The following is a 21,707-nucleotide window of genomic DNA, read 5'->3' as shown; positions in this document are numbered from 1 at the left end:
GTCATTGGCCAACCCGCTTCAATCGGTTGATGCGGGCAACCATTTGATGCCTGCCACCCCCAAGTTTTTCTGGCTGATGTGGGTGCTGAGGATGGGCACGAGAGTCTGCACATTGGCCTCAAAGCGGTGCCGCCACATGGCTCGCAGCTTCTTCAACGCGTTTTCATTCCGGTAGATGCTGCCGTCCCAGTCGATGACCATCATCGCCACGTCCCCGTCGTCGGCCAGCATGCACAGCAGGGCGTCATCGGCGTCCTTGTCCAGCGATGCTTTCAGCTCAGCTTCATAGTCAGCCAGAACTTCAACGTAGAGGTCGATGCTCAGTGGGCTCTGCCCAGACAGTGCTGACTGCAGATCGGCGGTGATTTTCTTCTTGTTGCTCATCGTCGACATGAATGGGCTACCCAATGGGAGGTGGTGACGGAGTTTGATGCTTGACCGGTGGCCTTGGTTGACGATGAACCAGAGCAGATAACTCGTTGATTTTACTATATCGCAATCTGCACATACCCGCAGGTAAAACGGAGAACAGAGACGGCTCTGGCTGAGAAAGTAGACGATTTCTGGCTTTTCGGCAGGTGGCCACCCGCAGCACATCTGCGCGCTTCCCTGGGGAAAGGCCAAAAGAAAAGGGCCCGGAGATTATCCGGGCCCTTGTATATGGTGGTGGGGTGGAACCCTGCGCCAAACCTATGTAACTCAGCGCCTTAGAACCGCTGCGAACTCCTGCGGAAAGGTGCGGAATCCAGCCCCAACTGCCGACAATCCTACCAGTTCTGCCCGGCCGAGGTCATCAGCCAAGTGCCTAAGCCAGGACGCCAGTTCGATTCCCGTTTGCGGAATTGAACCCACGTCCGCAACTCCGGATCGGTTGGCATGGCCTCACTCAGCCGAACCGGCTCCGGGAAGGACCGCGTGCTTCCGAAGTAAGCGCCGGAAGAATACTTCGATCCGTTCCGCCGACCCGTGGCCGGTGAGCTCGTTGGCCCCGAAACGATAGACCTCGTACCCGGCGAGCCGGAGGTCACGATCGGCCGCCACCATGTCCGCGTACCTGGCGAGGGATGGCTTCCCGTCTTCGGCGAAGTGCTGAGATCCGTCAACCTCGACGACCACACGACCTGCGTTGCTGAAAAGGAGTAGGAAGTCCATGCGTTGCCGAGACAAGCGTCCAACCCCGCCGAGCTGTGCCAGCGTGTATGGGTCGTAATGCAGATAGACCTGCGGAATGAGGGCTGGCAGCTTATCGCCGAGATCCTTGAATGCTCGGTAGTAGACGCTGAATACGTTTCGTTCGCCGTCCGATGCGAGGGATGCCATCAGACGTTGAGAAAGCGATCGCCGTGCATCTGATTCGTCCTGGATGCCTTGCCGTTCCTTCCACCACGAGAGCATCTCCTCCTTGGTAAGCCCGTTGGCCTGAATCGGGCGGTCGTACACGAGGCAGTGCTCTTCATTCCTTACGATTCGGATGTCGTTGTTGATGGCATCCTGGATGACGATCTCGGGCTTCGGACCCGTTGACGCGAAGATCAAATTCTTGGGCGCGCCAGATACGCCACCACTGATTCGATTCACCGCGAACGCCGAATGTCCTGAGATGCTCCCCGATGGCCTTAGCTGGAAGCCGTCCGCCTTGAGGAGAGTATTCAGTGTCTCAACGAGCTGCGTCTGCTCCTTTCCTCTTCGGGCATTTGGAGAGACGACCGCCTCAAGCAACTTGAAGAACAGTTGTCGGGAGCAGCTCAGTGCGCCCACCACCTCGAGCAATTCAGCGTTGGTCCAGTCGTCGTTGTTCACGCAGTGCCGTATAACGGACTCCTCCAAATTTGCCTCGAAGCCCGCGCCACGCATTTCCGGTAATGGCCAGATATTGGACAATTGCTCGACAAGCGGGAGTTCGCCGAAGAGATCCACGTCGTTCAGCAGCTTGAGGATCGAGCGCCGCGTGAGTTCAGTGACTGTCTGACCGTCGCTCGACTCGTCTAACAGTCGGAGAAATTCGCTCAGCGAAAAACTGACGTGATCCTGCTCAACCTGGCGTGCGAGCTGGAGAAGCTGATCGTTGCTCAGTCCTTGGAGACGGCTTCGCACGTACACGCGCTTGCTGGAGTGTGCTTCGCTACCTGTCCCGGTAGCCAATCCGAGCCGCTCGCATTCCGCCGGCAAGTCATACGCCTTTACCGAATGAAGGGTAGCGGCGATCAGTTCGACCAAATCAGGCCTTTTGCCCTTGGGCAGTGGGCTTCCGTCTCGCGGTGTGCTGCTGGGTAAGTTATGCGCCATCGAATCTATTTCCCTGATCAGTCACTGGCCCACAGCCGATCGTCATCCTGGGTCGCGGCCCAGAAGTCATCGAAAAGGGCCAGCTTGGCTTCGTCTTTGGTTGCGTAGGTCTTGGTGCTGAACCGGCTCCCGATCCGATAGCCCCACCGATTGAACTTGTTCATGTGGACGCCGAGGTTGTGCCCATCGACGTTCAGGAAGCTGTTCCCCTTGGCGGACACCCGCCACTTGCGCTGCAGCCATCGGGTCCGGCGTGCTGCTCGGTTGCGCAACTTGGCCTCACGCCGTTTCGGCCCCTCGTAGTCGCCGCTCATCTTCTCGGCGCAGACGCACCCGACGTCGAAGTTCTCGTCCAGATCCGGGTGTTCCATGATGTGGACGTAGCGGATCTTCTCGTTGCCGCACATCTGGCAGGTCGCGTAATCGGTTTCGTCCGCCGACTCACCGTCGGCCCGCAGATCGACCACGTCCACGCAGTGCCATCCTTTGTGGGGCACACCCGGCTGGTCCCATCGATTTCCGCTCATGCCAGTTCACTCCATCTCAGAATCCCGGGTACTTGCGCCAGATCCGCTGGTTCAGCTCTTCGTTGTCGCTGTACTCGCCGATCGCCCAATCCTTGAAGGCGTAGAGGTCTTCCGCCAATTCGGTGATGACGTCGCGCAGCTCCAGCGGCTCCAGCCACTCGACAGGGATCGCCTTCACGCCGTACATCGCGCCCAGCAGGTTTCCGACGATCGCTCCGGTCGAATCGGAATCGCCATCGTGGTTCACGGCCAGGATCACGCCATGTTTGAAATTCCGGGCGACCAGCGCGCAATAGATGGAGATCGCCAGGGCCTCCTCGGCGACCCAGCCCTGGCCCAGCCGGGCTATTGCTTCTTCATGTGGCAAATCGGAATCGGCTAACTCCTCAGCCATCTCGATCGCCCGAAGCGTCTCCTCAAAGCCGGGCTCAGCTCGCAGTAAGAGTTTGACGGCGGCCAACGCCTCGCGCAGCGACGCGCCATCGGTCAGGGCGAGGATCAGAACCGCCAGCACACCACCGGTCAGGGCTCCGGTCGGGTGCCCATGGGTCAGCGCAGCCAACTCGGTACCCAGCCGGAAGGCGTCTTGGGGAGATTCGTACTGACGCAGGCGCCAGGCGAACAGACCGACCGGCGCAACCCGCATGACGCCGCCGCAGCCCTTGCTGTCGTTGCGGGCCGGCTCCCCGAGCGAGTTCATTGCCCGCAGGGCCGCCAGGCAGGTGTTGCCCGGTGCGCGACGGCTGTGCAGCTGACGCTGCTGAAACAGCCAGCCAGGCTCATCGGTGCCGAAGTCGATGTCGCATGTCGGACGTTCGCCCTGGGTTTGCAGCCAGCGCAAATAGGCGTACGCCGTTACCCCGGAATAGGTTGTGATGCCTTTGAAGCAGCCACGCACCCAGCCTCGGATCAGTCCCTCGGCGGTGAACAAGGTCATCTGCGTGTCGTCGGTGATCGTCCCCAGGCCACCATAAGCCGGTGCGTACTGGGTGATTCCCTTCGGGCCGAAGCGACGCAGAATCTCGGTCCGCTTCATGAACTCAACCGGTGCGCCCAGCGCATCGCCGACTGCACCACCTAGCAGACAGCCCAGAAACCGCCCCTGGACCGTGCGTTTTTGCTGGCGCTTGCTGCGCCAGGCCGGAGGCGCCGGCTTCTCGGATCGTTCCACCGCGCCCGCATCGGCAACAGGCTCCTCGTCCTCATTGCCGGACAATGTGTAGTAGACGCCCAACTCTGCGACTACGCGGGCGACGGGTCGGGCGACGAGGTCCAGCTGCTTGCGCCACTCGGGCACATCGGAGCCGTCCCAACTGATGCCCAGGCCTTTCTCCCAGTAGGACAGGTAGGCCTCGCCCCGGTCGGCAGCGTAGTAGTTGCCGTTGCCGGCGGAGCAGTCGAGCGCGTACTCCCAGTTGTTCTCGCGCATGCAGACACCGTGCTCAGGGTGAGGCACTTGCCCCAGCCCGATCAGGTATTCCGCGCTCTTGGCGTCCAACGGGCGAAACACCGCCACCCGCAAGCGTCCGTCGTCCCGGGCGGTGATGGCAGCGATCAGAGCATCGCCACGTTGGATGGTGACCAGTTTGCCGCCGAGGTCCACGGGCCCGACCTCGAGCCACCAGTGGTCCCCGGCCGCTGAAATGACATCGCGGGCATCGTCGGGCGCCAATAGCTCGGCAAGCCGATCCATTGCGGGTTCGACCTGCTGCCATTCGGCCTCCCCATCCCGGCTACGCTGCTGCAGACCGTGCAGCATCACGGCCAGCGGCAGGTCCCCGTTATCGAGCAGGGCCGACTTCAGATCGGCTGCTGGAACGGGGTACGCGATGTCCGGCAACCCGTACTGCGCCAGCGTCTCTGGCTTGAGGTGAAGCTCTGCGAAATCTTGCATGGCGCCCGTACCGATCCTTTTATCGCTGCGCCGCTTGTGGTTATCACAACACGATGCATACACAAATCACAATAGAGTCATGGACAGATTCTAGGGCAGACCATATACTTTCCGCAATAACCCGTACAAGCATTCGCTAACCCGAACGAACCAGCCAGGATGTCGAACGAACAGCTTGCAGATCTAACCCAGCCACAACGCGACCGGCTCGCGTTTGTGGAGTTGCGCGTGCGCTTCATCGGGGAGATACGCCGTCAGGACTTGGTCATGCGGTTTGGCATCCAGTCCGCCGCCGCATCCAGGGATCTGGCGCTGTACAAGGAGTTGGCCCCGGGCAACATCGACTACGACCCCAAGGGCAAGTCCTACGTCCTGGGGCCGGACTTCCGGCCCGTATTCGACTTTCCCCCAGAGCGGGTGCTGTCGTGGCTGACCCAGGGCTTTGGCGATGGTGAGCCGATGCGGCTCAAGGCTTGGGTGGCCAGCGAGAGCCCGTCACGGCTCACGCATCCGGATCTGGATGTGTTGGCGAGCGTGACCCGTGCGATCCACCAGGAGTGTCCGCTCGGCATTGAGTACCACTCCATCTCCAGTGGTCGCACCGAGCGGGAGATCGTCCCGTTCGCGCTGATCGACAACGGTCTGCGCTGGCACGTCCGCGCCTTCGACCGGAAATCCCAGGAGTTCCGGGATTTCGTCATCACTCGGATCAAGCGCCCGGTCCTTATGAGGGATGCAGACGTGCAGCCCCATGAGCGCAGTGATCAGGACATCCAATGGACCCGGATCGTGGAGCTGGAGATGGTGCCGCACCCGGACCAGCCCCGCCCTGAAATTACGGAGATGGATTACGGCATGGTTCGCGGGTCACTGCGGATGAAGCTGCGTGCTGCCACCGCCGGATACATCTTGCGGCAGTGGAGTGTGGACTGCTCTCCGGACCACAGTCTGCGCGGTTATGAATTCAGACTCTGGCTGAAAGATCACCTGGCGCTATACGGCGTCAAGAACGCTGTGTTGGCGCCGGGGTACCGCTCGCCCGACCAAAACAAGGGAGAGCAATAACGTGGCCTACGACCCAAAACGCGCGCTGGAACTTCTCCGCATCGGCTCCGGACGCGCCGATGCCACTTTCCGCGACGGCCAAGAAGATGCCATTCGTCACATCGTCGAAGGCAAAGGCCGCTTGCTGGTCGTGCAGAAGACCGGGTGGGGCAAGAGCTTTGTCTACTTCATCGCGACCAAGTTGCTGCGGGAAGCTGGAGCCGGCCCGGCGTTATTGATCTCGCCGCTGCTGGCGCTGATGCGAAACCAGATCGCAGCGGCAGAACGGATGGGGGTTCGCGCCGCCACCATCAACTCCGATAACCAGGATGAATGGAAATCGGTTGAAGCCAAGCTGCGTCGAAACGAAGTAGACATTCTGCTGATAGCGCCAGAAAAGCTGGGTAACGACTGGTTTAACACAGAGGTTCTAGCTGGTATCGCAGGGCAGATTTCGCTGATGGTTATCGATGAGGCCCATTGCATTTCCGATTGGGGTCACGACTTCCGTCCTCACTACCGACTGCTGGAACGTATCGCCAGAACGCTTCCAGCCAATCTGCGGCTGCTGGCCACAACAGCAACAGCAAACGATCGCGTTATGGAAGACCTTGTGGCTGTGCTCGGCCCCAACATGAAGGTGCTGCGCGGTGACCTGAATCGAAGTTCTCTGACGCTGCAAACGATGCGTTTACCCAGTCAGGCTGTCCGTCTGGCATGGATCGCGCAGCAACTCAGTTCACTTCCAGGGCACGGCATCATTTACACACTCACTATCCGAGATGCCAATCAACTGGCGGATTGGCTCAAGGCCCAGGGCTTTGCTGTAGAGGCCTATACAGGTAAGACAGGTGATCGGCGTGAGGAGCTAGAGCAGGCTCTGCAGGAGAACAAGGTTAAGGCACTTGTAGCGACAACCGCATTGGGTATGGGCTACGACAAGCCGGATCTGGCATTCGTTATCCATTTTCAGATGCCCGGCTCAGTTGTCGCCTATTACCAGCAAGTAGGGCGCGCAGGAAGAGCGCTGGAATCTGCATATGGCGTGCTCTTGAGCGGAGATGAAGAAGAAGGAATTACCGACTGGTTTATCCGTAGCGCGTTCCCAACTCGCCAAGAGGTAGACGATGTCCTGGGGGCTCTTAATGAGGCACCGGAAGGACTTTCAATACCTGACCTCATGACCTGCGTGAACATGAGCAAAGGTCGCATCGAGAAGACTATCACGGCACTGTCTCTCGAATCTCCAGCGCCGATCGCCAAGCAAGGTACGAAGTGGCAACTTACTGCAGCCGAGCTAGGAGACGAATTCTGGGCGCGAGCAGACCGGCTCACCAAATTGAGGCGTGCCGAGCTCCAGCAAATGCAGGAATACGTCTCTCGGCCTTTCGGGCAGCACATGGGCTTTCTGATTGATGCGCTTGATGGCGATTCAAGCACCGTCAGCCCACCGTCGTTGCCGCCGCTGTCAGAAGACGTAGATCAGTTGCTGGTTCGGGAAGCCGAGGAATTTCTTTGTCGCACAAGTCTGCCCATCGAGCCTCGCAAAAAATGGCCCGTGGGGGGAATGCCGCAGTACGGAATTCACACCGCATCCACCATTCCCTATCAAGCGCAGCCAGGCAAAGCCCTCTGCGTCTGGGGCGATGCCGGTTGGGGCGGCTTGGTTCGACAGGGTAAGTACCACGACGGCCACTTTTCCGATGACCTCGTTGCTGCGTGCGTGAAGATGATTCAAGAGTGGAATCCGCAGCCGAGCCCGACCTGGGTGACCTGCGTTCCTTCGCTTCGGCATCCCGAATTGGTGCCGAATTTCGCGCAACGCTTGGCTGCTGCGCTGGGTCTGCCGTTTCATATGGTCATCGCAAAAACAGACGCAAGGCCCGAACAGAAAACGATGGCAAACAGTACACAACAGGCGCGCAACATTGATGGTTCGCTCGCACTCAATGGTCAACCCATTCCTCCCGGACCAGTCCTCCTGGTTGATGACATGGTCGACTCGCGCTGGACGCTCACGGTGTCTGCATGGCTGCTGCGCAAAAGCGGTAGTGGCGCGGTTTGGCCTATGGCCCTTTCACAGACGGGGCACGACGAATGACGCCAGTCCTCTCACCCAACACCCAGGCGATCCTGCTGCTGACTGCGCCGCTCATTGCCGGACGCGGCACTGCGTCATCGGATCTGCTCTCGCCTGGTGAATACAAACGTCTCGCGCGTCATTTGCGCGAGATCCAGCGTCAGCCTGCGGATCTCCTCTCGCCGGACGCGGCTGAAATCCTGCGTGCGTGCCAGCCGGTGATTGACGAGAGCCGCCTGCAGAAATTGTTGGGGCGCGGATTCCTGCTGAGCCAAGTGATCGAGCGCTGGCAGGCACGCGCCATTTGGGTGGTCAGCCGCGCTGATGCTGAGTATCCGCGTCGCCTGAAAACGCGCCTTCGTGAAGATGCGCCGGCAGTGCTCTACGGCTGTGGCGACATGGCTTTGCTCGAAACTGGTGGGCTTGCCGTCGTCGGATCGCGCCATGTGGACGACGCCCTCATCGACTACACAATCGCAGTTGGCCGGCTCGCTGCTCGCGCAGGGAGAACGCTTGTCTCCGGTGGCGCCAAGGGCATCGACCAGGCCGCCATGCGTGGCGCGCTTGAGGGGGGTGGAAAAGTTTGTGGCGTGCTGGCGGACAGTCTGGAAAAGACCACCATGAACCGCGAGCACCGCAACCTGCTGCTCGATGGCCAACTGGTGCTGATTTCGCCCTACGACCCGAGTGCCGGGTTCAATGTCGGCAACGCCATGCAGCGGAACAAGCTGATTTATGCGTTGGCAGACACATCGCTGGTGGTCAGTTCCGACCTAAACAAAGGCGGTACTTGGACGGGTGCTGTCGAGCAGCTCGACAAACTCAAGTTTGTTCCAGTCTTCATTCGATCGACGGGTGAGTCTTCCGCCGGACTGGATGGTTTGCGAAAGAAGGGAGCACTTTCCTGGCCGAACCCGCAAGACGTGGATTCCTTCGAGGACGTGTTCAACGTGGCGATGGCGACGCCGACGGCCTCCCCACAGGTTGGTTTTGCGCTGTTCTCGAACGAAGACCCATCGTCGGCTGATACCAAGCCAACGGCGCCCGTGCCACGCGACGCCGCGCCAGCGCCCCAGGCCGCGAGCGAGCCATCGGCACCGGTCGACGTTGTTTCCGATGCGCAGCCACCCGCTGCGGCATTGGAAGAACTGCCGCCAGTCACGCCAGAGGCGGTGGCGCCGCTAGACGAGGCCAAGGAGCCTGCGCAGCCGGAATCGACCCCTGCCGAAGTGCTCTTCGCTGCCGTGCGCGCAGCGATTCAGCAACTCTTGAGTGCGCCGATGAAGGACGCCGAAGTGGCAGCCGCGCTGGACGTTTCCAACGCGCAGGCCAAGGCATGGTTGCAGCGTCTGGTCGACGAAGGCGTATTAGAAAAACAGAAGAAGCCTGCGGGCTACATCGTCAAGCAAAAGCGGCTGTTCGAGTAACCGATGAAGACCAAACAAGAACACAAGCCGCAGTGCGACGGCATCGATATAGAAGGGCCATGCGTTTGAGCGACCAACAAATCACCCTCAGCCAACTCGAAGGCCACCTCTGGGAATCCGCCAACATCCTGCGCGGCCCGGTGGATGCGGCCGACTTCAAGACCTACATCTTCCCGCTGCTGTTCTTCAAGCGCATCTGCGACGTCTGGGATGAGGAATACCAGGAGATTGTTGATGAGACCGGCGACGAGCAACTGGCCTGGTTTCCGGAGTCGCACCGCTTCCAGATCCCGGAAGACTGCCACTGGAACGACGTTCGCACCAAGGCCAGCAATGTCGGGACGGCCCTTCAGCGCGCGATGCGCGAGATTGAGAAAGCCAACCCCGACACCCTGTACGGCGTGTTCGGCGATGCCCAGTGGTCGAACAAGGATCGGCTGTCTGATGCCTTGCTCAAGGACCTGATCGAGCACTTCTCCAAGCTGCCGTTTGGCAACAAGAACGTCAACTCGGATCTGCTTGGCGACGCCTACGAATACCTGATCAAGAAGTTCGCCGACGCCACCAACAAGAAGGCCGGCGAGTTCTACACCCCGCGCAGCGTCGTGCGGCTGATGATCGACATGCTCGATCCCAAAGAAGCCGAGACCATCTACGACCCGGCCTGCGGTACCGGCGGCATGTTGCTGGCCGCCGTGCAGCACGTGAAGGAACAGCATGGCGACGTGAAGCGGCTGTGGGGCAAGCTGTACGGACAAGAGAAGAACCTCACCACCTCATCCATCGCACGGATGAACCTGTTCCTTCACGGCATTGAAGATTTCCAGGTGGTGCGTGGCGACACCCTACGTAACCCGGCCTTCTTCGAGGTCGACCGACTGGCCACATTCGACTGCGTGATCGCCAACCCCCCGTTCTCGCTGGAAAAGTGGGGCGAGGACCTGTGGCTGAACGATCCCTTTGGCCGCAACTTTGCCGGCCTGCCACCCTCATCCAGCGGTGACTTCGCCTGGGTGCAGCACATGGTCAAGTCGATGGCCGACGTCAGCGGCCGGATGGCAGTGGTGTTGCCCCAGGGCGCACTGTTCCGCAAAGGTGTGGAAGGCAGCATCCGCCAGAAACTGCTGGAGATGGATCTGGTTGAGGCCGTGATCGGGTTGGCGCCCAACCTTTTCTACGGCACCGGCCTGGCCGCGTGCATCCTGGTCTTGCGCAAGCGCAAACCGGTCAAGCACAAAAAAAAGGTGCTGATCGCCGATGCGTCACGCCTGTTCCGCCGGGGGCGCGCGCAAAACTATCTGGAGCCCGAGCACGCCGCCGAGATCCTCGGCTGGTATCGCGGCTTTGCCGATGTGCAGGACGCGGTCCGCGTGGTCGGTCTCGACGAGATCAAAGCCGAGGACTGGACGCTGAACATTTCGCGCTATGTCCTGCCGCCATTGCAGGAAGACATCCCACCGCTGCCCGATGCTATCGCGGCATTCAAGGACGCGCTCACCCGCTGCCGTGAAGCCGAAGAGCGGCTCGCGCAGGTCATGACTAACTCTCATGAATCCTGCGCGACACCCCGGACGATGGAAGACACTGAGGGGGTGTGCGGGCGAGCTTGGGTAGAGGTCGGTCAAACCTTTGATGGCACATTGACCGCGATTCCTAACTTGACCCGCCGCCGACCACTCGTACCCTGGATTGCCTGCGGGCGCTGCCCTGACCCAGTCGGATCAGTGCATGCCTGACAGCCCACATTAAATGGAGCCGCCGGGCTTGCCCGGCAGGCCGTTGGTCTGCGGCACCCATGCTTGCCCTGCACGCTTGTGATTATCGTTCAAGCTGCTAGGAGAGATGCAATGGATTTGACCCCGATGCACAAGCGCGTGCTCGCGCTCGATGTTCACCAAGCCAAGATCACCGCGTGTGCCGTCGTCGAGCACGATGACGGCCGCGTGCAGGTGACCAAGCGCGACTTTGGTGCCTTCAAGCGTGATCGGCGCGCCTTGGCGCAGTGGGCGCTGCAAATCGCACCCGAGGTAGTGGTCATGGAGAGCACGGGCGTGTACTGGAAGAGCCCGTTTGCGGCACTGGAGGCGGTGGGCATCATCGCTTGGGTGGTCAACGCAAGGCACGTCAAGGCCGTGCCCGGTCGCAAGACCGACATGGCCGATGCGCAGTGGCTGGCCACGCTGGCGCGTGCGGGGCTGCTGCGCGCCTCGTTCATCCCTCCCCAGCTCATGCGCCAACTGCGCTTGGTTGCACGCCAGCGGCAAAAGCTGGTGGGCATGTGCAGCGCCGAGAAGAACCGGCTGCACAAGGTGCTGGTGGATGCGGGCATTCGCCTCAACGTGCTGGTCTCCGACATCCACGGCAGCAGTGCGCGTGCGATGATCAAGGCGCTGATTGTCGGCCAGCCCATGCACGAGGTGCTCGATCACAAGGGGCGGCTGCGTGCCAGCCGAGACGAGTTGTTCGAGGCCCTATGCACCGAGCAGTTCAGCGCCGCGCACCGCTTCGTAGCCGATGAGATCATGCAGCACATCGAGTCTCTGGAGCGGCGCATAGCGGGCTTTGATCGGTACTTGCTCGAAGGTCTGCGGCCCTGGCGGGCGCAACTGACGCTGCTGCAAACCATTCCCGGCATCGACGAGCAGGGCGCGGCCATGCTGCTGGTAGAGATTGGCGCAGACATGAGCGTCTTTGGCAGCGCTGAGCGCCTGGCTAGCTGGGTCGGCATTTGCCCGGGCAACAACGAGAGCGCGGGCAAGCGCAAGTGCGGGCGCATCCGCAAGGGCAACGCTTGGGTGCGAAGGCTGTTGTGCGAGTTTTCCCAAGCTGCGGCTCGAACGCGCTGTGCGCTCAAGGCCAAGTTCGATGCGCTGACTATCCGCAAGGGGCGCAAGAAGTCCATCATCGCGCTGGCGCACAAGATGCTGCGCACCATCTACGCCATGCTCACCCATGGCACCCACTACCGGGACAAGGAGGTTGATTATGAGGCGCTCAACGTCGAGCGCAACGCCCCACGCTGGATGAAGATGCTGCTCAAACACGGCTTCATCACCAATCCCGCAGCCGCAGCCGCCTGAGGCTGACCTACCCGCTGATCTCGCGGCCCCGGCCAGCCTGAGGTCAGGATGAGTCTCGGCTGCTGGTGGGGTGTCTTCCACATTAAAAGGGGGATGGCTGAAATGAGTCACCCAAGTAAACGCATCAGCCAACAAGAACTCGAAAGCTACCTTTGGGGCGCCGCCGTGCTGCTGCGCGGCCTCATCGACGCCGGCGACTACAAGCAGTTCATCTTCCCGCTGCTGTTCTACAAGCGCGTGTCGGATGTGTGGGAGGAGGAATACCAAGCGGCCCTGGCCAACTCGAAGGGCGACCTCTCCTACGCGCAGTTTGCCGAGAACCACCGCTTTCAGATCCCTACAGGTGCCCATTGGAACGATGTTCGCCAGGCACCCAAGAACGTGGGCGCAGCCATTCAGAAAGCCATGCGCGCTATCGAGACCGCCAACCCGGATCTTCTCGATGGCATCTTCGGCGATGCACCCTGGACCAACCGCGAGCGCCTGCCAGATGAAACGCTGAAAAATCTCATCGAGCACTTCTCCACCCAGACGCTGTCGGTGGCCAACGTCCCCGAGGACGAGTTGGGCAACGCCTACGAATATCTGATCAAGAAGTTCGCGGACGATTCCGGCCACACGGCGGCCGAGTTCTACACCAACCGCACCGTTGTGCACCTGATGACGCAACTCCTGGCGCCACAGGCAGGCGAGTCGATCTACGACCCTACCTGCGGCACCGGCGGCATGCTGATTTCAGCGCTGGACGAAGTGAAGCGCTCGGGCGGCGAGTACCGCACGCTCAAGCTCTACGGGCAGGAGCGCAACCTCATTACCTCTTCCATCGCTCGCATGAACCTGTTCCTGCACGGCGTGGAGGACTTCGAGATCATCCGGGGTGACACCCTGGCCGAACCCAAACACATCGAAGGCGATCGCCTGCGCCAGTTCGACGTGATCCTGGCCAACCCCCCGTACTCCATCAAGCAGTGGAACCGCGAGGCCTGGAGCAGTGACAAGTGGGGCCGCAACTCCCTTGGCACGCCGCCGCAAGGCCGCGCCGACTACGCCTTCCAGCAGCACATCCTGACCAGCCTCACCACCAAGGGGCGTAGTGCCGTGCTCTGGCCCCACGGTGTGCTGTTCCGTAACGAAGAACAGGCCATGCGCGCCAAGATGGTCGAGCAGGACTGGGTCGAGGCCGTCATCGGCTTGGGCCCCAACCTTTTCTACAACTCCCCGATGGAGTCGTGCATCGTCATCTGCAACCGCAAAAAAACGGCTGCGCGCAAGGGCAAGGTGATCTTCATCGACGCGGTGAATGAGGTGACCCGCGAACGCGCGCAGAGCTTCCTGAAACCCGAGCACCAACAGCGCATCCTGACCGCTTACAAAATTTTTGCTGATGTGCCCGGTTTCGCCAAGGTCGCCTCCCTGGACGAGATCGGTGCCAATGCGGGCAACCTCTCGATCCCTGTGTACGTGAAGCGCATTGCCGCCGCAGTCGCCACCGACAGCAATGGCGAGGCCGTAACGCTGCGCTCGGCCTGGGACCAATGGCAAACCGATGGGCGCGTCTTCTGGCAACAGATGGACACGTTGGTGGAAACGCTGGATGGGCTTTCCATGGCTAAGGATACGCAATGAAGCTCCAAACGATCCGGCTGTCGAACTTCCAATCTTTCGGTGAGGCGCCGACCGAGGTTGCGCTTGAGGAGATTACCTACCTCATCGGGCCCAATGGGTCCGGCAAAACAGCGGCGCTGCAGGCCTTGTGTCGTTTCTTCGCATTCGATCCATCACTGCGCCGAATCCTACGCTCGGACTTTCATGTCCCATTCAACGAGGAGGCTCCACCCGCCGAGCGTCAGCTCTGGATCGAGGCCGACTTTCTGTTCCCAGAACTCGTCGAAGACAAGGACAACAGCACTGTTGCACCTCATTTCGGCCACATGCGCCTTTACGAAGTTGATGGCACTCCTCGTGTGCGTTTTCGCCTTAGCGCCACCATGGGGATGGATGGGGACATAGAGGAGAACATGGTCTATGTGTTGGACATCAATGCTGATGGTTCGCCACTGACCATCGCACAAGTGCCCCGATCTGAACGCAACCATATCCACGTCCACTATCTGCCCGCACGCCGTGATCCTGCTGATCACATTGCCTACGGCGCCAATGCATTGCTCGGGCGCATGCTGCGTGCGGTGACCTGGGATGCCGAGCGAACTGTCATCAAGGGTCTGACCGATCAAATCAGCGACAGCCTGGCGGCAAATCCGTCAATCAATGCGTTCAGCACAAGCTTGAAAACGGCATGGAGCGCTTTGCACAAGGGCAGCTTCTTTGCGGACCCAAAGCTCACTTTTGTAGCGTCCGAGATCGAGTCATTGTTGCGCCACATGTCGGTGTCTTTCACTCCAGGCCATGACGAGCAGCTGGTCGATTTCTCGCGACTGAGTGACGGCCAGAAGTCAATGCTGTATCTGTCGCTTGTGCTGTCTTCGCAGGCCATCGGACGCGCTGTTCTGGCTGAAGAAGACAAGTCATTCGACGCAGTCAAATTACGCCCACCCGTGTTTACCGTGGTAGCGGTCGAAGAGCCAGAAAACAGCCTATCGCCCCACTACCTTGGGCGAATCGTCAGTGCCCTCAACAGCATGACGGGCGACGGCGACGCACAAGCACTGATTGCCACCCACGCGCCGTCGATGCTGCGTCGCGTTGCTCCGGAACGCATCCGGTATCTGCGGCTAACCCAAGAGCGAACATCGCGCGTCACACACATTCAGTTGCCCGAAAGCACGGACGAAGCACACAAATTCGTGCGGGAAGCCGTCCAAGCATTTCCGGAGATCTATTTCTCGCGCTTGGTCGTCTTGGGCGAAGGCGATAGCGAAGAGATCGTTTTGCCACGCCTGCTGCAGATCAAAGGCGCGCCAGTTGATGAATCAGCAGTCACGATTGCGCCTCTGGGGGGCAGGCACGTCAATCACTTCTGGCGCCTGCTCTCGGCTTTGCAAATCCCATATCTGACACTGCTTGATCTGGATGTAGCTCGTTACGCCGCTGGCTGGGGGCGGATCAAGTACGTCAATGATCAACTTGGAAAGTTTCGGCCAGAACAGAAGCTGCCCAAAGGCCACGGCATCCCAAAGTGGGATTCAACAACAGACATGGTTCGGGATTACGACAACTATCTTGAGGAGCTTGAGGAAAGAGGCGTGTACTTCTCGTATCCCATGGACCTCGACTTTGCAATGCTGCTTTCCTTCCCCGATGCCTACGGCGTCGAAGAGGATGAGCCGGATGAATCAACGATCAAGGCTGTACTTGGGAAAAGCCATCATGACGCAGGCCAGTACAGTGAAGATGAACTGAAACTTTTCAGCACCTATCACCAGCGGTTCAAACTCGGCAGCAAACCGGCAGCCCACATCGATGCACTGGCCCAACTGACGGATGCAGAATTGCTGGCAAACATGCCCGCTTCGCTGAGAAGGCTGGCCGATGCCGTCATCGCCAAACTGGCGGAGCTGCCCGAGTGATTGCCATCGACGCTTGGCAGCCTTCAGATGGGCTGACGCTCGAACCGAATGCGCTGCTTGCCGTTAAAGAGCAGAAGCGTTGCCTCGCACTCACGGCTGGGCCTGGTGCTGGAAAGACTGAAATGCTGGCGCAGCGCGCAGATTTCCTCTTGCGCACAGGCACCTGCAGATATCCCAAGCGGATTCTGGCGATTTCGTTCAAGGTTGATGCCAGCAAAAATCTGAAGGAACGCGTGCAGCGCCGTTGTGGTGCTGATCTCGCTTCACGCTTTGACAGCTACACCTTCCATGCCTTTGCCAAACGCATCATTGATCGCTTCCGTCCTGTACTGACCGGCAAGGATGCGCTTGAGCCAGGATACATACTTGGGAGCCCGAAGATCACGCATAAGCAGATTGAGTTCAGTGATCTGCTCCCCCTCGCTATCCAGATTCTTCAGAAGTCAAAGCTTGCCCGAAACGCTATTCGCCAGACCTACAGCGACGTCTTCCTGGATGAATTTCAGGACTGCACAGACAAACAATACGAGCTTGTGAAGCTCGCCTTCCAAGGCACAGGCATCCGACTGACGGCAGTCGGCGACACCAAGCAGAAGATCATGGGCTGGGCCGGTGCCCTCGATGGCATCTTTAAGACCTTTGCAGCCGATTTTGCGGCGACTCCTCTCAACATGTACCGCAACTTTCGCTCCAAGCCGCGACTGCTGCGCTTGCAGAACGAAGTCATCCGCGTGCTTGACCTCGCATCGGTCATGCCGGAAGAGCAAATTGCCGGGGATGAAGGAGAGGTCCTCACCTGGGGCTTCGAAGACAGCCGACAAGAAGCTGCGCACCTAGCAGATCGAATTGCCGAGTGGATTGATCACGAACTTGTCCCGCACTCGGAGATCGCCGTACTGATCTCAAAGCAACCGGATCTCTACGCCAACCATCTGATTGCGGCGCTGGAGGCCAAAGGCATCCCCTACCGCAACGAACAACAATTGCAGGACATCACCACCGAGCCCGCAGCGCGCTTGGTGGTCGATTATCTGTCTTGCATTTACGGTAAGCGTGAGCCCAAGGCATGGGTGCGGCTGATGAACTTGCTGGTGCCTTTTGCCGATGACGAAATCCAAGCCAACACCCGCCGGGACTTTGATCGCCTGATCAAAGCACAGCGCAAGAGCGCCTCACTTCTGGAGTTGATTGATGAGCCCTACTCAGGTTGGTGGGAGTCGGCGCGAGGATTTTTGAACAAGATCCCCCGCGAAACCTTGGTAGCGCTCTCGCCTGACTACGAATCGCCAGATCGGCTGAAAGAGGTGGTGCGCGACACCAAAGCACGTATCGAAGAGCTGCTCAAAATTGAGCCCGAGTTGCCTAAGGCGCTTGAACGCTTTGCGGATGACAAAGCGGTGCGCATCCTGACCATCCACAAAAGCAAGGGCCTGGAGTTCGACTCGGTCATCATTCTAGGAGTTGAGAATCAGACGTTTTGGGGCAAGCCCGACGAAGAACGCTGCGGTTTCTTCGTAGGTGTTTCGCGTGCGAAGCGGCGGCTGGTTGTCACCATGAGCAAGCACCGGGAAACCCCGCCTTCCAATCCATATCGCTGGCAGGAAAAACGGACTCCACACCAGGAGTTCTTTGGTTACGTCATGCCGTTTGTGAGCAAAGAAAATGAAGAGTGAATCTCTGAAACCTGGCTGGCGTTGGGTGAAATTCGGCGACGTGGTGCGCCTCTCGAAAGCCCGCAGCCAAGATCCGTTGGCCGATGGCATTGAACGCTACGTCGGTCTGGAACACCTCGAACCCGGTGATTTGCGCATCCGCAGTTGGGGCAACGTCGCTGACGGCGTAACCTTCACCAGCGTGTTTCAACCTGGGCAGGTGCTGTTCGGCAAGCGACGCGCTTACCAGCGCAAGGTGGCTGTGGCAGATTTCTCTGGAGTGTGTTCCGGCGACATCTACGTGCTGGAGACCAAGGATGCGCAGGTCTTACTGCCGGAGTTACTGCCCTTCATTTGCCAGACCGATGCTTTCTTCGAGCACGCTGTGGGTACGTCGGCGGGCTCCTTGAGCCCCCGCACGAACTGGACGAGTTTGGCGGACTTTGAGTTCATGCTCCCGCCGATGGATGAGCAGCATCGGCTCGTCAAACTTCTCACCTCCATTGAAGGCTGCTTGGCTTCGCTTTCGGAAGCTGACCTAGCGACAACAGCACTAGAAAACTCACGAATTGAAGACGCGCTTGCTTCAGTACCGGCTGATCGTGTCATCACGGTCGACAAACTCGTTCCACTCGGACCAAAGAACGGTCTATCCCCGAAAGCAAATGCTGACGAACGTGGATATCCAACCCTCAGCATCGGCGCCGTGCGGGATGGACGTATTGTTGCCGAAGGCAATACAAAGTACGCCGAGATATCCGATGCTGAAGCTGCTGCGTTTGAACTGAAGGCAAACGACGTACTTGTTGTTCGTGGAAATGGCAACAAGCTACTCACCGGCAGATGCGGCCTTGTCGATGTCGTGCCAAAGGGGTGTTTCTATCCAGATCTGCTGATTCGACTCAAGTTTGACGAGAAGATCATCAGGCCGGAGTTTGCGGTATTGCAGTGGAACAGCCAGAGCACTCATAACCGTCTGATCTCGCGCGCCAAATCCACAAACGGAATCTGGAAAATAAACGGTGCTGACATTCGCCAACACGCACTCAAAGTGCCGGAAGTAGAAGAACAGGATGATCTGCTGGCAGAGATGAGAGCAATTCGATCAGCTCGAAAGAACATTTCTACTCGCAAGACGGCTGCACAGAACCTGAAACTGCATGCGCTTAGGTCGATTGAGAATGGGGGCGGAAATGGCATTTAACGAATCAAACACCGTCGAAGCCTACGTCCGCGATCTGCTCGCTGGCCCAGTCAAGGCTGTCCCGGCCAACACCGCCCAGGAACCTCAAGCCAGCTACGGTCCCAGCCCCAAAGGCATCGGCTGGCGCTACGCTGCTCCGTCTGAGGTGCCGCGCCAGATCCAGGAAGTGCTGGTCGAACCCTGGCTGCGCGATGCACTGATCCGCCTGAACCCCGAGATTGCCGCCCAGCCCGACCGCGCCGACGAGGTGCTCTACAAGCTGCGCGCCATCGTGCTGTCCGTGCGATCGGATGGACTGATCCGCGCCAACGAGGAAATGACCGCGTGGATGCGTGGTGAGCGCTCGATGCCCTTCGGCCACAACAATGAGCATGTGCCGGTGCGGTTGATCGACTTGGATGACCTGGCGCAGAACCAGTACATCGTCACCCAACAGTACACCTACCGTGCTGGCCCCACCGAGCGCCGTGCCGATCTGGTGCTGTTGGTGAACGGCCTGCCGCTGGTACTGATCGAGGCCAAGACGCCGGTCAAGAAGTGCATCAGCTGGGTCGACGCTGCGGTGCAGGTGCACGATGACTATGAGAAGTTCGTGCCGGAGCTGTTCGTGTGTAACGTGTTCTCGGTGGCCACCGAGGGCAAGGCCTACCACTACGGCTCCATCGGCCTGCCCGTCAAGGATTGGGGGCCGTGGCATCTGGATGGCAATGGGGAGGATGGTCAGCACCACCCGCTGAAGTCGCTCAAGCTGTCCGCCGAGAGCATGCTGCGGCCGCATGTGGTGCTGGATGTCCTGGGCAGCTTCACCCTATTCGCCACCAACAAGAAAAAGCAGCGCATCAAAATCATCTGCCGCTACCAGCAGTTTGAAGCGGCCAACAAGATCGTCGAGCGCGTGCTGGCGGGTTACCCCAGGAAAGGGCTGATCTGGCACTTCCAGGGCTCTGGCAAGTCACTGTTGATGGTGTTTGCCGCGCAGAAGCTGCGGATGCACTCGGGGTTGAAGAACCCTACCGTACTGATCGTGGTGGACCGGATCGATCTCGACAGCCAGATCACGGGTACGTTCACCGGGGCGGACATTCCCAATCTGGAAAAGGCGGACAGCCGCGAGAAGCTGCAGCAACTGCTGGCTCAGGACGTGCGCAAGATCATCATCACCACGATCTTCAAGTTCGGCGAGGCCACAGGCAGCCTCAACGACCGCAGCAACATCATCGCGTTGGTGGACGAGGCCCACCGCACGCAGGAAGGCGACCTCGGTCGCAAGATGCGCGAGGCCCTGCCCAATGCGTTTCTGTTCGGCCTGACCGGCACGCCGATCAACCGTGCCGACCGCAACACCTTCTACGCCTTCGGCGCCGACGAAGACGAGAAGGGCTACATGAGCAGGTACGGCTTCGAGGAGTCGATCCGCGACGGCGCCACGCTGAAGCTGCACTTCGAGCCCCGACTGATCGACCTGCACATCGACAAGACTGCGCTGGATGCCGCCTACAAAGACCTGACCGGCGGCCTGTCGGATCTGGACAAGGACAACCTCGCCAAGACCGCCGCCAAGATGGCCGTGCTGGTCAAGACGCCCGAGCGCATCCGCAAGGTCTGCGAGGACATCGTCGAGCACTTTCAGGCCAAGGTGGAGCCCAACGGCTTCAAGGGCCAGATCGTCACCTTCGACCGGGAGTCCTGCCTGCTCTTCAAGACCGAGTTGGACAAGCTGCTGCCACCAGAGGCCACGGACATCGTCATGTCGGTGCAGGCGTCCGACAAGAAGGAGCATCCAGAGTACGCGTCTTACGACCGAAGCCGCGACGAAGAGGAGCGACTGCTGGATCGCTTCCGCGACCCGGCCGATCCGCTGAAGCTGATTATCGTCACGGCCAAACTGCTTACGGGCTTCGATGCGCCCATCCTGCAGGCCATGTACCTGGACAAGCCGTTGCGGGACCACACGTTGCTGCAGGCCATCTGCCGGGTTAACCGCACCTACTCCGAGCAGAAGACCCACGGCTTGATCGTGGACTACCTCGGCATCTTCGACGACGTGGCGGCGGCACTGGAGTTCGACGACCAGAGCGTCAAGCAGGTGGTCAGCAACATCCAGGAGCTGAAGGACAAACTGCCTGAGGCGATGCAGAAATGTCTGGCCTTCTTCGCTGGCTGCGACCGCACCCTGCAGGGTTATGAGGGCCTGATCGCCGCGCAGCAGTGCCTGCCCAACAATGAGGTGCGCGACAACTTTGCCGCCGAGTACAGCGTGCTCAACAAGATCTGGGAGGCACTGTCACCAGACACTGTTCTGGGCCCCTTCGAAAAGGACTACAAGTGGCTGTCGCAGGTGTACCAGTCGGTGCAGCCCTCCAGTGGCCACGGCAAGCTGATCTGGCACTCGCTGGGCGCCAAGACCATCGAGCTGATCCACCAGAACGTGCATGTGGACGCCGTGCGGGATGACCTCGACACCTTGGTGCTGGACGCTGATCTGCTGGAGGCCGTGCTCTCGAACCCCGATCCGAAGAAGGCCAAGGAGATCGAGATCAAGCTCAAGCGCCGGCTGCGCGGGCATGGCGGCAACCCCAAGTTCAAGAAGCTGTCGGAGCGGCTTGATGCGCTGAAAGACCGGTTCGAGTCTGGCCAGATCAACAGCGTCGAATTTCTGAAGCAGCTACTGGAAATCGCCAAGGAGACGCTGCAAGCCGAGAAGGAGGTCCCGCCCGAAGAGGACGAGGATCGCGGCAAGGCGGCGCTCACCGAGCTATTCAACGAGGTCAAGACCTCTGAGACGCCCATCATGGTCGAACGCGTGGTCGCGGACATCGACGAGATTGTGCGACTGGTGCGCTTTCCCGGATGGCAAGGCACGCAGGCTGGTGAGCGCGAGGTGAAGAAGGCGCTACGAAAGGCGCTCTTCAAATACAAGCTGCATGCGGATGAAGAGCTGTTCGAGAAGGCCTACAGCTACATCCGGCAGTATTACTAAAGGGGG

14 protein-coding genes are annotated in these 21,707 nt (G+C 59.7%); 10 read left to right on the top strand and 4 right to left on the bottom strand.

Features of this window, described 5'->3' with window-relative positions:
* Positions 1-18: 18 nt before the first annotated feature.
* The 4 genes from SRAA_RS07255 to SRAA_RS07240 all read right to left on the bottom strand — a co-directional run bounded on the left by SRAA_RS07255 (position 19) and on the right by SRAA_RS07240 (position 4,707).
* Entirely contained in the window at positions 19-393 is a 375-nt protein-coding gene (locus SRAA_RS07255) for a hypothetical protein (protein WP_144318725.1), read from the bottom strand.
* 489 nt (positions 394-882) lie between these two features.
* Positions 883-2,217 carry an AbiJ-related protein gene (locus SRAA_RS07250; protein ID WP_052467517.1) on the bottom strand — a complete coding sequence of 445 codons (1,335 nt, stop codon included), beginning with the start codon at positions 2,215-2,217 and terminating at the stop codon, positions 883-885.
* Positions 2,218-2,303: 86 nt separating this feature from the next.
* Complete coding sequence (locus SRAA_RS07245) at positions 2,304-2,759, bottom strand: hypothetical protein (protein WP_231849266.1); 456 nt, start codon at positions 2,757-2,759, stop codon at positions 2,304-2,306.
* A gap of 70 nt (positions 2,760-2,829) precedes the next feature.
* Positions 2,830-4,707 carry an ADP-ribosylglycohydrolase family protein gene (locus SRAA_RS07240; RefSeq protein ID WP_231849265.1) on the bottom strand — a complete coding sequence of 626 codons (1,878 nt, stop codon included), beginning with the start codon at positions 4,705-4,707 and terminating at the stop codon, positions 2,830-2,832.
* 159 nt (positions 4,708-4,866) lie between these two features.
* Between SRAA_RS07240 and SRAA_RS07235 the strand changes: the two genes are divergently transcribed.
* The 10 genes from SRAA_RS07235 to SRAA_RS07190 all read left to right on the top strand — a co-directional run bounded on the left by SRAA_RS07235 (position 4,867) and on the right by SRAA_RS07190 (position 21,701).
* Entirely contained in the window at positions 4,867-5,772 is a 906-nt protein-coding gene (locus SRAA_RS07235) for a helix-turn-helix transcriptional regulator (RefSeq protein WP_045531770.1), read from the top strand.
* Between the two features lies 1 nt (position 5,773).
* Positions 5,774-7,852: a RecQ family ATP-dependent DNA helicase gene (locus tag SRAA_RS07230; protein ID WP_045531768.1), complete on the top strand. Its 2,079-nt coding sequence runs from the start codon at positions 5,774-5,776 to the stop codon at positions 7,850-7,852.
* A complete protein-coding gene (locus SRAA_RS07225; protein ID WP_045531766.1) occupies positions 7,849-9,258 on the top strand; it encodes a DNA-processing protein DprA in 1,410 nt (469 codons plus the stop codon). The genes SRAA_RS07230 and SRAA_RS07225 overlap by 4 nt, the downstream gene beginning before the upstream one ends.
* Before the next feature lie 59 nt (positions 9,259-9,317).
* On the top strand, positions 9,318-10,994 hold the full coding sequence (locus SRAA_RS07220; RefSeq protein WP_231849264.1) for a type I restriction-modification system subunit M: 1,677 nt from the start codon (positions 9,318-9,320) through the stop codon (positions 10,992-10,994).
* Between the two features lie 111 nt (positions 10,995-11,105).
* Complete coding sequence (locus tag SRAA_RS07215) at positions 11,106-12,338, top strand: IS110 family RNA-guided transposase (RefSeq protein WP_045530664.1); 1,233 nt, start codon at positions 11,106-11,108, stop codon at positions 12,336-12,338.
* A 93-nt stretch (positions 12,339-12,431) separates the two neighbouring features.
* Positions 12,432-13,964 carry a type I restriction-modification system subunit M gene (locus SRAA_RS07210; protein ID WP_231849263.1) on the top strand — a complete coding sequence of 511 codons (1,533 nt, stop codon included), beginning with the start codon at positions 12,432-12,434 and terminating at the stop codon, positions 13,962-13,964.
* The gene (locus SRAA_RS07205) at positions 13,961-15,865 is read left to right on the top strand and encodes an ATP-dependent nuclease (RefSeq protein ID WP_045531764.1); all 1,905 of its coding nucleotides are present in this window, start codon (positions 13,961-13,963) and stop codon (positions 15,863-15,865) included. Before SRAA_RS07210 ends, SRAA_RS07205 begins: the two co-directional genes overlap by 4 nt.
* Positions 15,862-17,538: a UvrD-helicase domain-containing protein gene (locus SRAA_RS07200; protein ID WP_045531763.1), complete on the top strand. Its 1,677-nt coding sequence runs from the start codon at positions 15,862-15,864 to the stop codon at positions 17,536-17,538. The genes SRAA_RS07205 and SRAA_RS07200 overlap by 4 nt, the downstream gene beginning before the upstream one ends.
* Complete coding sequence (locus SRAA_RS07195) at positions 17,528-18,721, top strand: restriction endonuclease subunit S (RefSeq protein ID WP_045531758.1); 1,194 nt, start codon at positions 17,528-17,530, stop codon at positions 18,719-18,721. Before SRAA_RS07200 ends, SRAA_RS07195 begins: the two co-directional genes overlap by 11 nt.
* Positions 18,711-21,701 (top strand): type I restriction endonuclease subunit R, encoded by a 2,991-nt coding sequence (locus SRAA_RS07190; protein ID WP_045531757.1) that lies wholly within the window; start codon positions 18,711-18,713, stop codon positions 21,699-21,701. The genes SRAA_RS07195 and SRAA_RS07190 overlap by 11 nt, the downstream gene beginning before the upstream one ends.
* Positions 21,702-21,707 lie beyond the last annotated feature (6 nt).

Origin of the sequence: Serpentinimonas raichei, assembly GCF_000828895.1 — a bacterium.
In the GTDB taxonomy this organism is placed as follows: domain Bacteria; phylum Pseudomonadota; class Gammaproteobacteria; order Burkholderiales; family Burkholderiaceae_C; genus Serpentinimonas; species Serpentinimonas raichei.
The sequence above is the reverse complement of the archived record's forward strand: the minus strand, read 5'-3'. Positions and strand labels throughout refer to the sequence as shown.

What these genes read in the sequence shown, in the direction of transcription:
- SRAA_RS07255 (WP_144318725.1), bottom strand. Translation starts at nt 393, where the DNA reads ATGTCGACGATGAGCAACAAGAAGAAAATCACCGCCGATCTGCAGTCA.
- SRAA_RS07240 (WP_231849265.1), bottom strand. Translation starts at nt 4,707, where the DNA reads ATGCAAGATTTCGCAGAGCTTCACCTCAAGCCAGAGACGCTGGCGCAG.
- SRAA_RS07235 (WP_045531770.1), top strand. Translation starts at nt 4,867, where the DNA reads ATGTCGAACGAACAGCTTGCAGATCTAACCCAGCCACAACGCGACCGG.
- SRAA_RS07225 (WP_045531766.1), top strand. Translation starts at nt 7,849, where the DNA reads ATGACGCCAGTCCTCTCACCCAACACCCAGGCGATCCTGCTGCTGACT.
- SRAA_RS07220 (WP_231849264.1), top strand. Translation starts at nt 9,318, where the DNA reads ATGCGTTTGAGCGACCAACAAATCACCCTCAGCCAACTCGAAGGCCAC.
- SRAA_RS07215 (WP_045530664.1), top strand. Translation starts at nt 11,106, where the DNA reads ATGGATTTGACCCCGATGCACAAGCGCGTGCTCGCGCTCGATGTTCAC.
- SRAA_RS07210 (WP_231849263.1), top strand. Translation starts at nt 12,432, where the DNA reads ATGGCTGAAATGAGTCACCCAAGTAAACGCATCAGCCAACAAGAACTC.
- SRAA_RS07205 (WP_045531764.1), top strand. Translation starts at nt 13,961, where the DNA reads ATGAAGCTCCAAACGATCCGGCTGTCGAACTTCCAATCTTTCGGTGAG.
- SRAA_RS07195 (WP_045531758.1), top strand. Translation starts at nt 17,528, where the DNA reads ATGAAGAGTGAATCTCTGAAACCTGGCTGGCGTTGGGTGAAATTCGGC.
- SRAA_RS07190 (WP_045531757.1), top strand. Translation starts at nt 18,711, where the DNA reads ATGGCATTTAACGAATCAAACACCGTCGAAGCCTACGTCCGCGATCTG.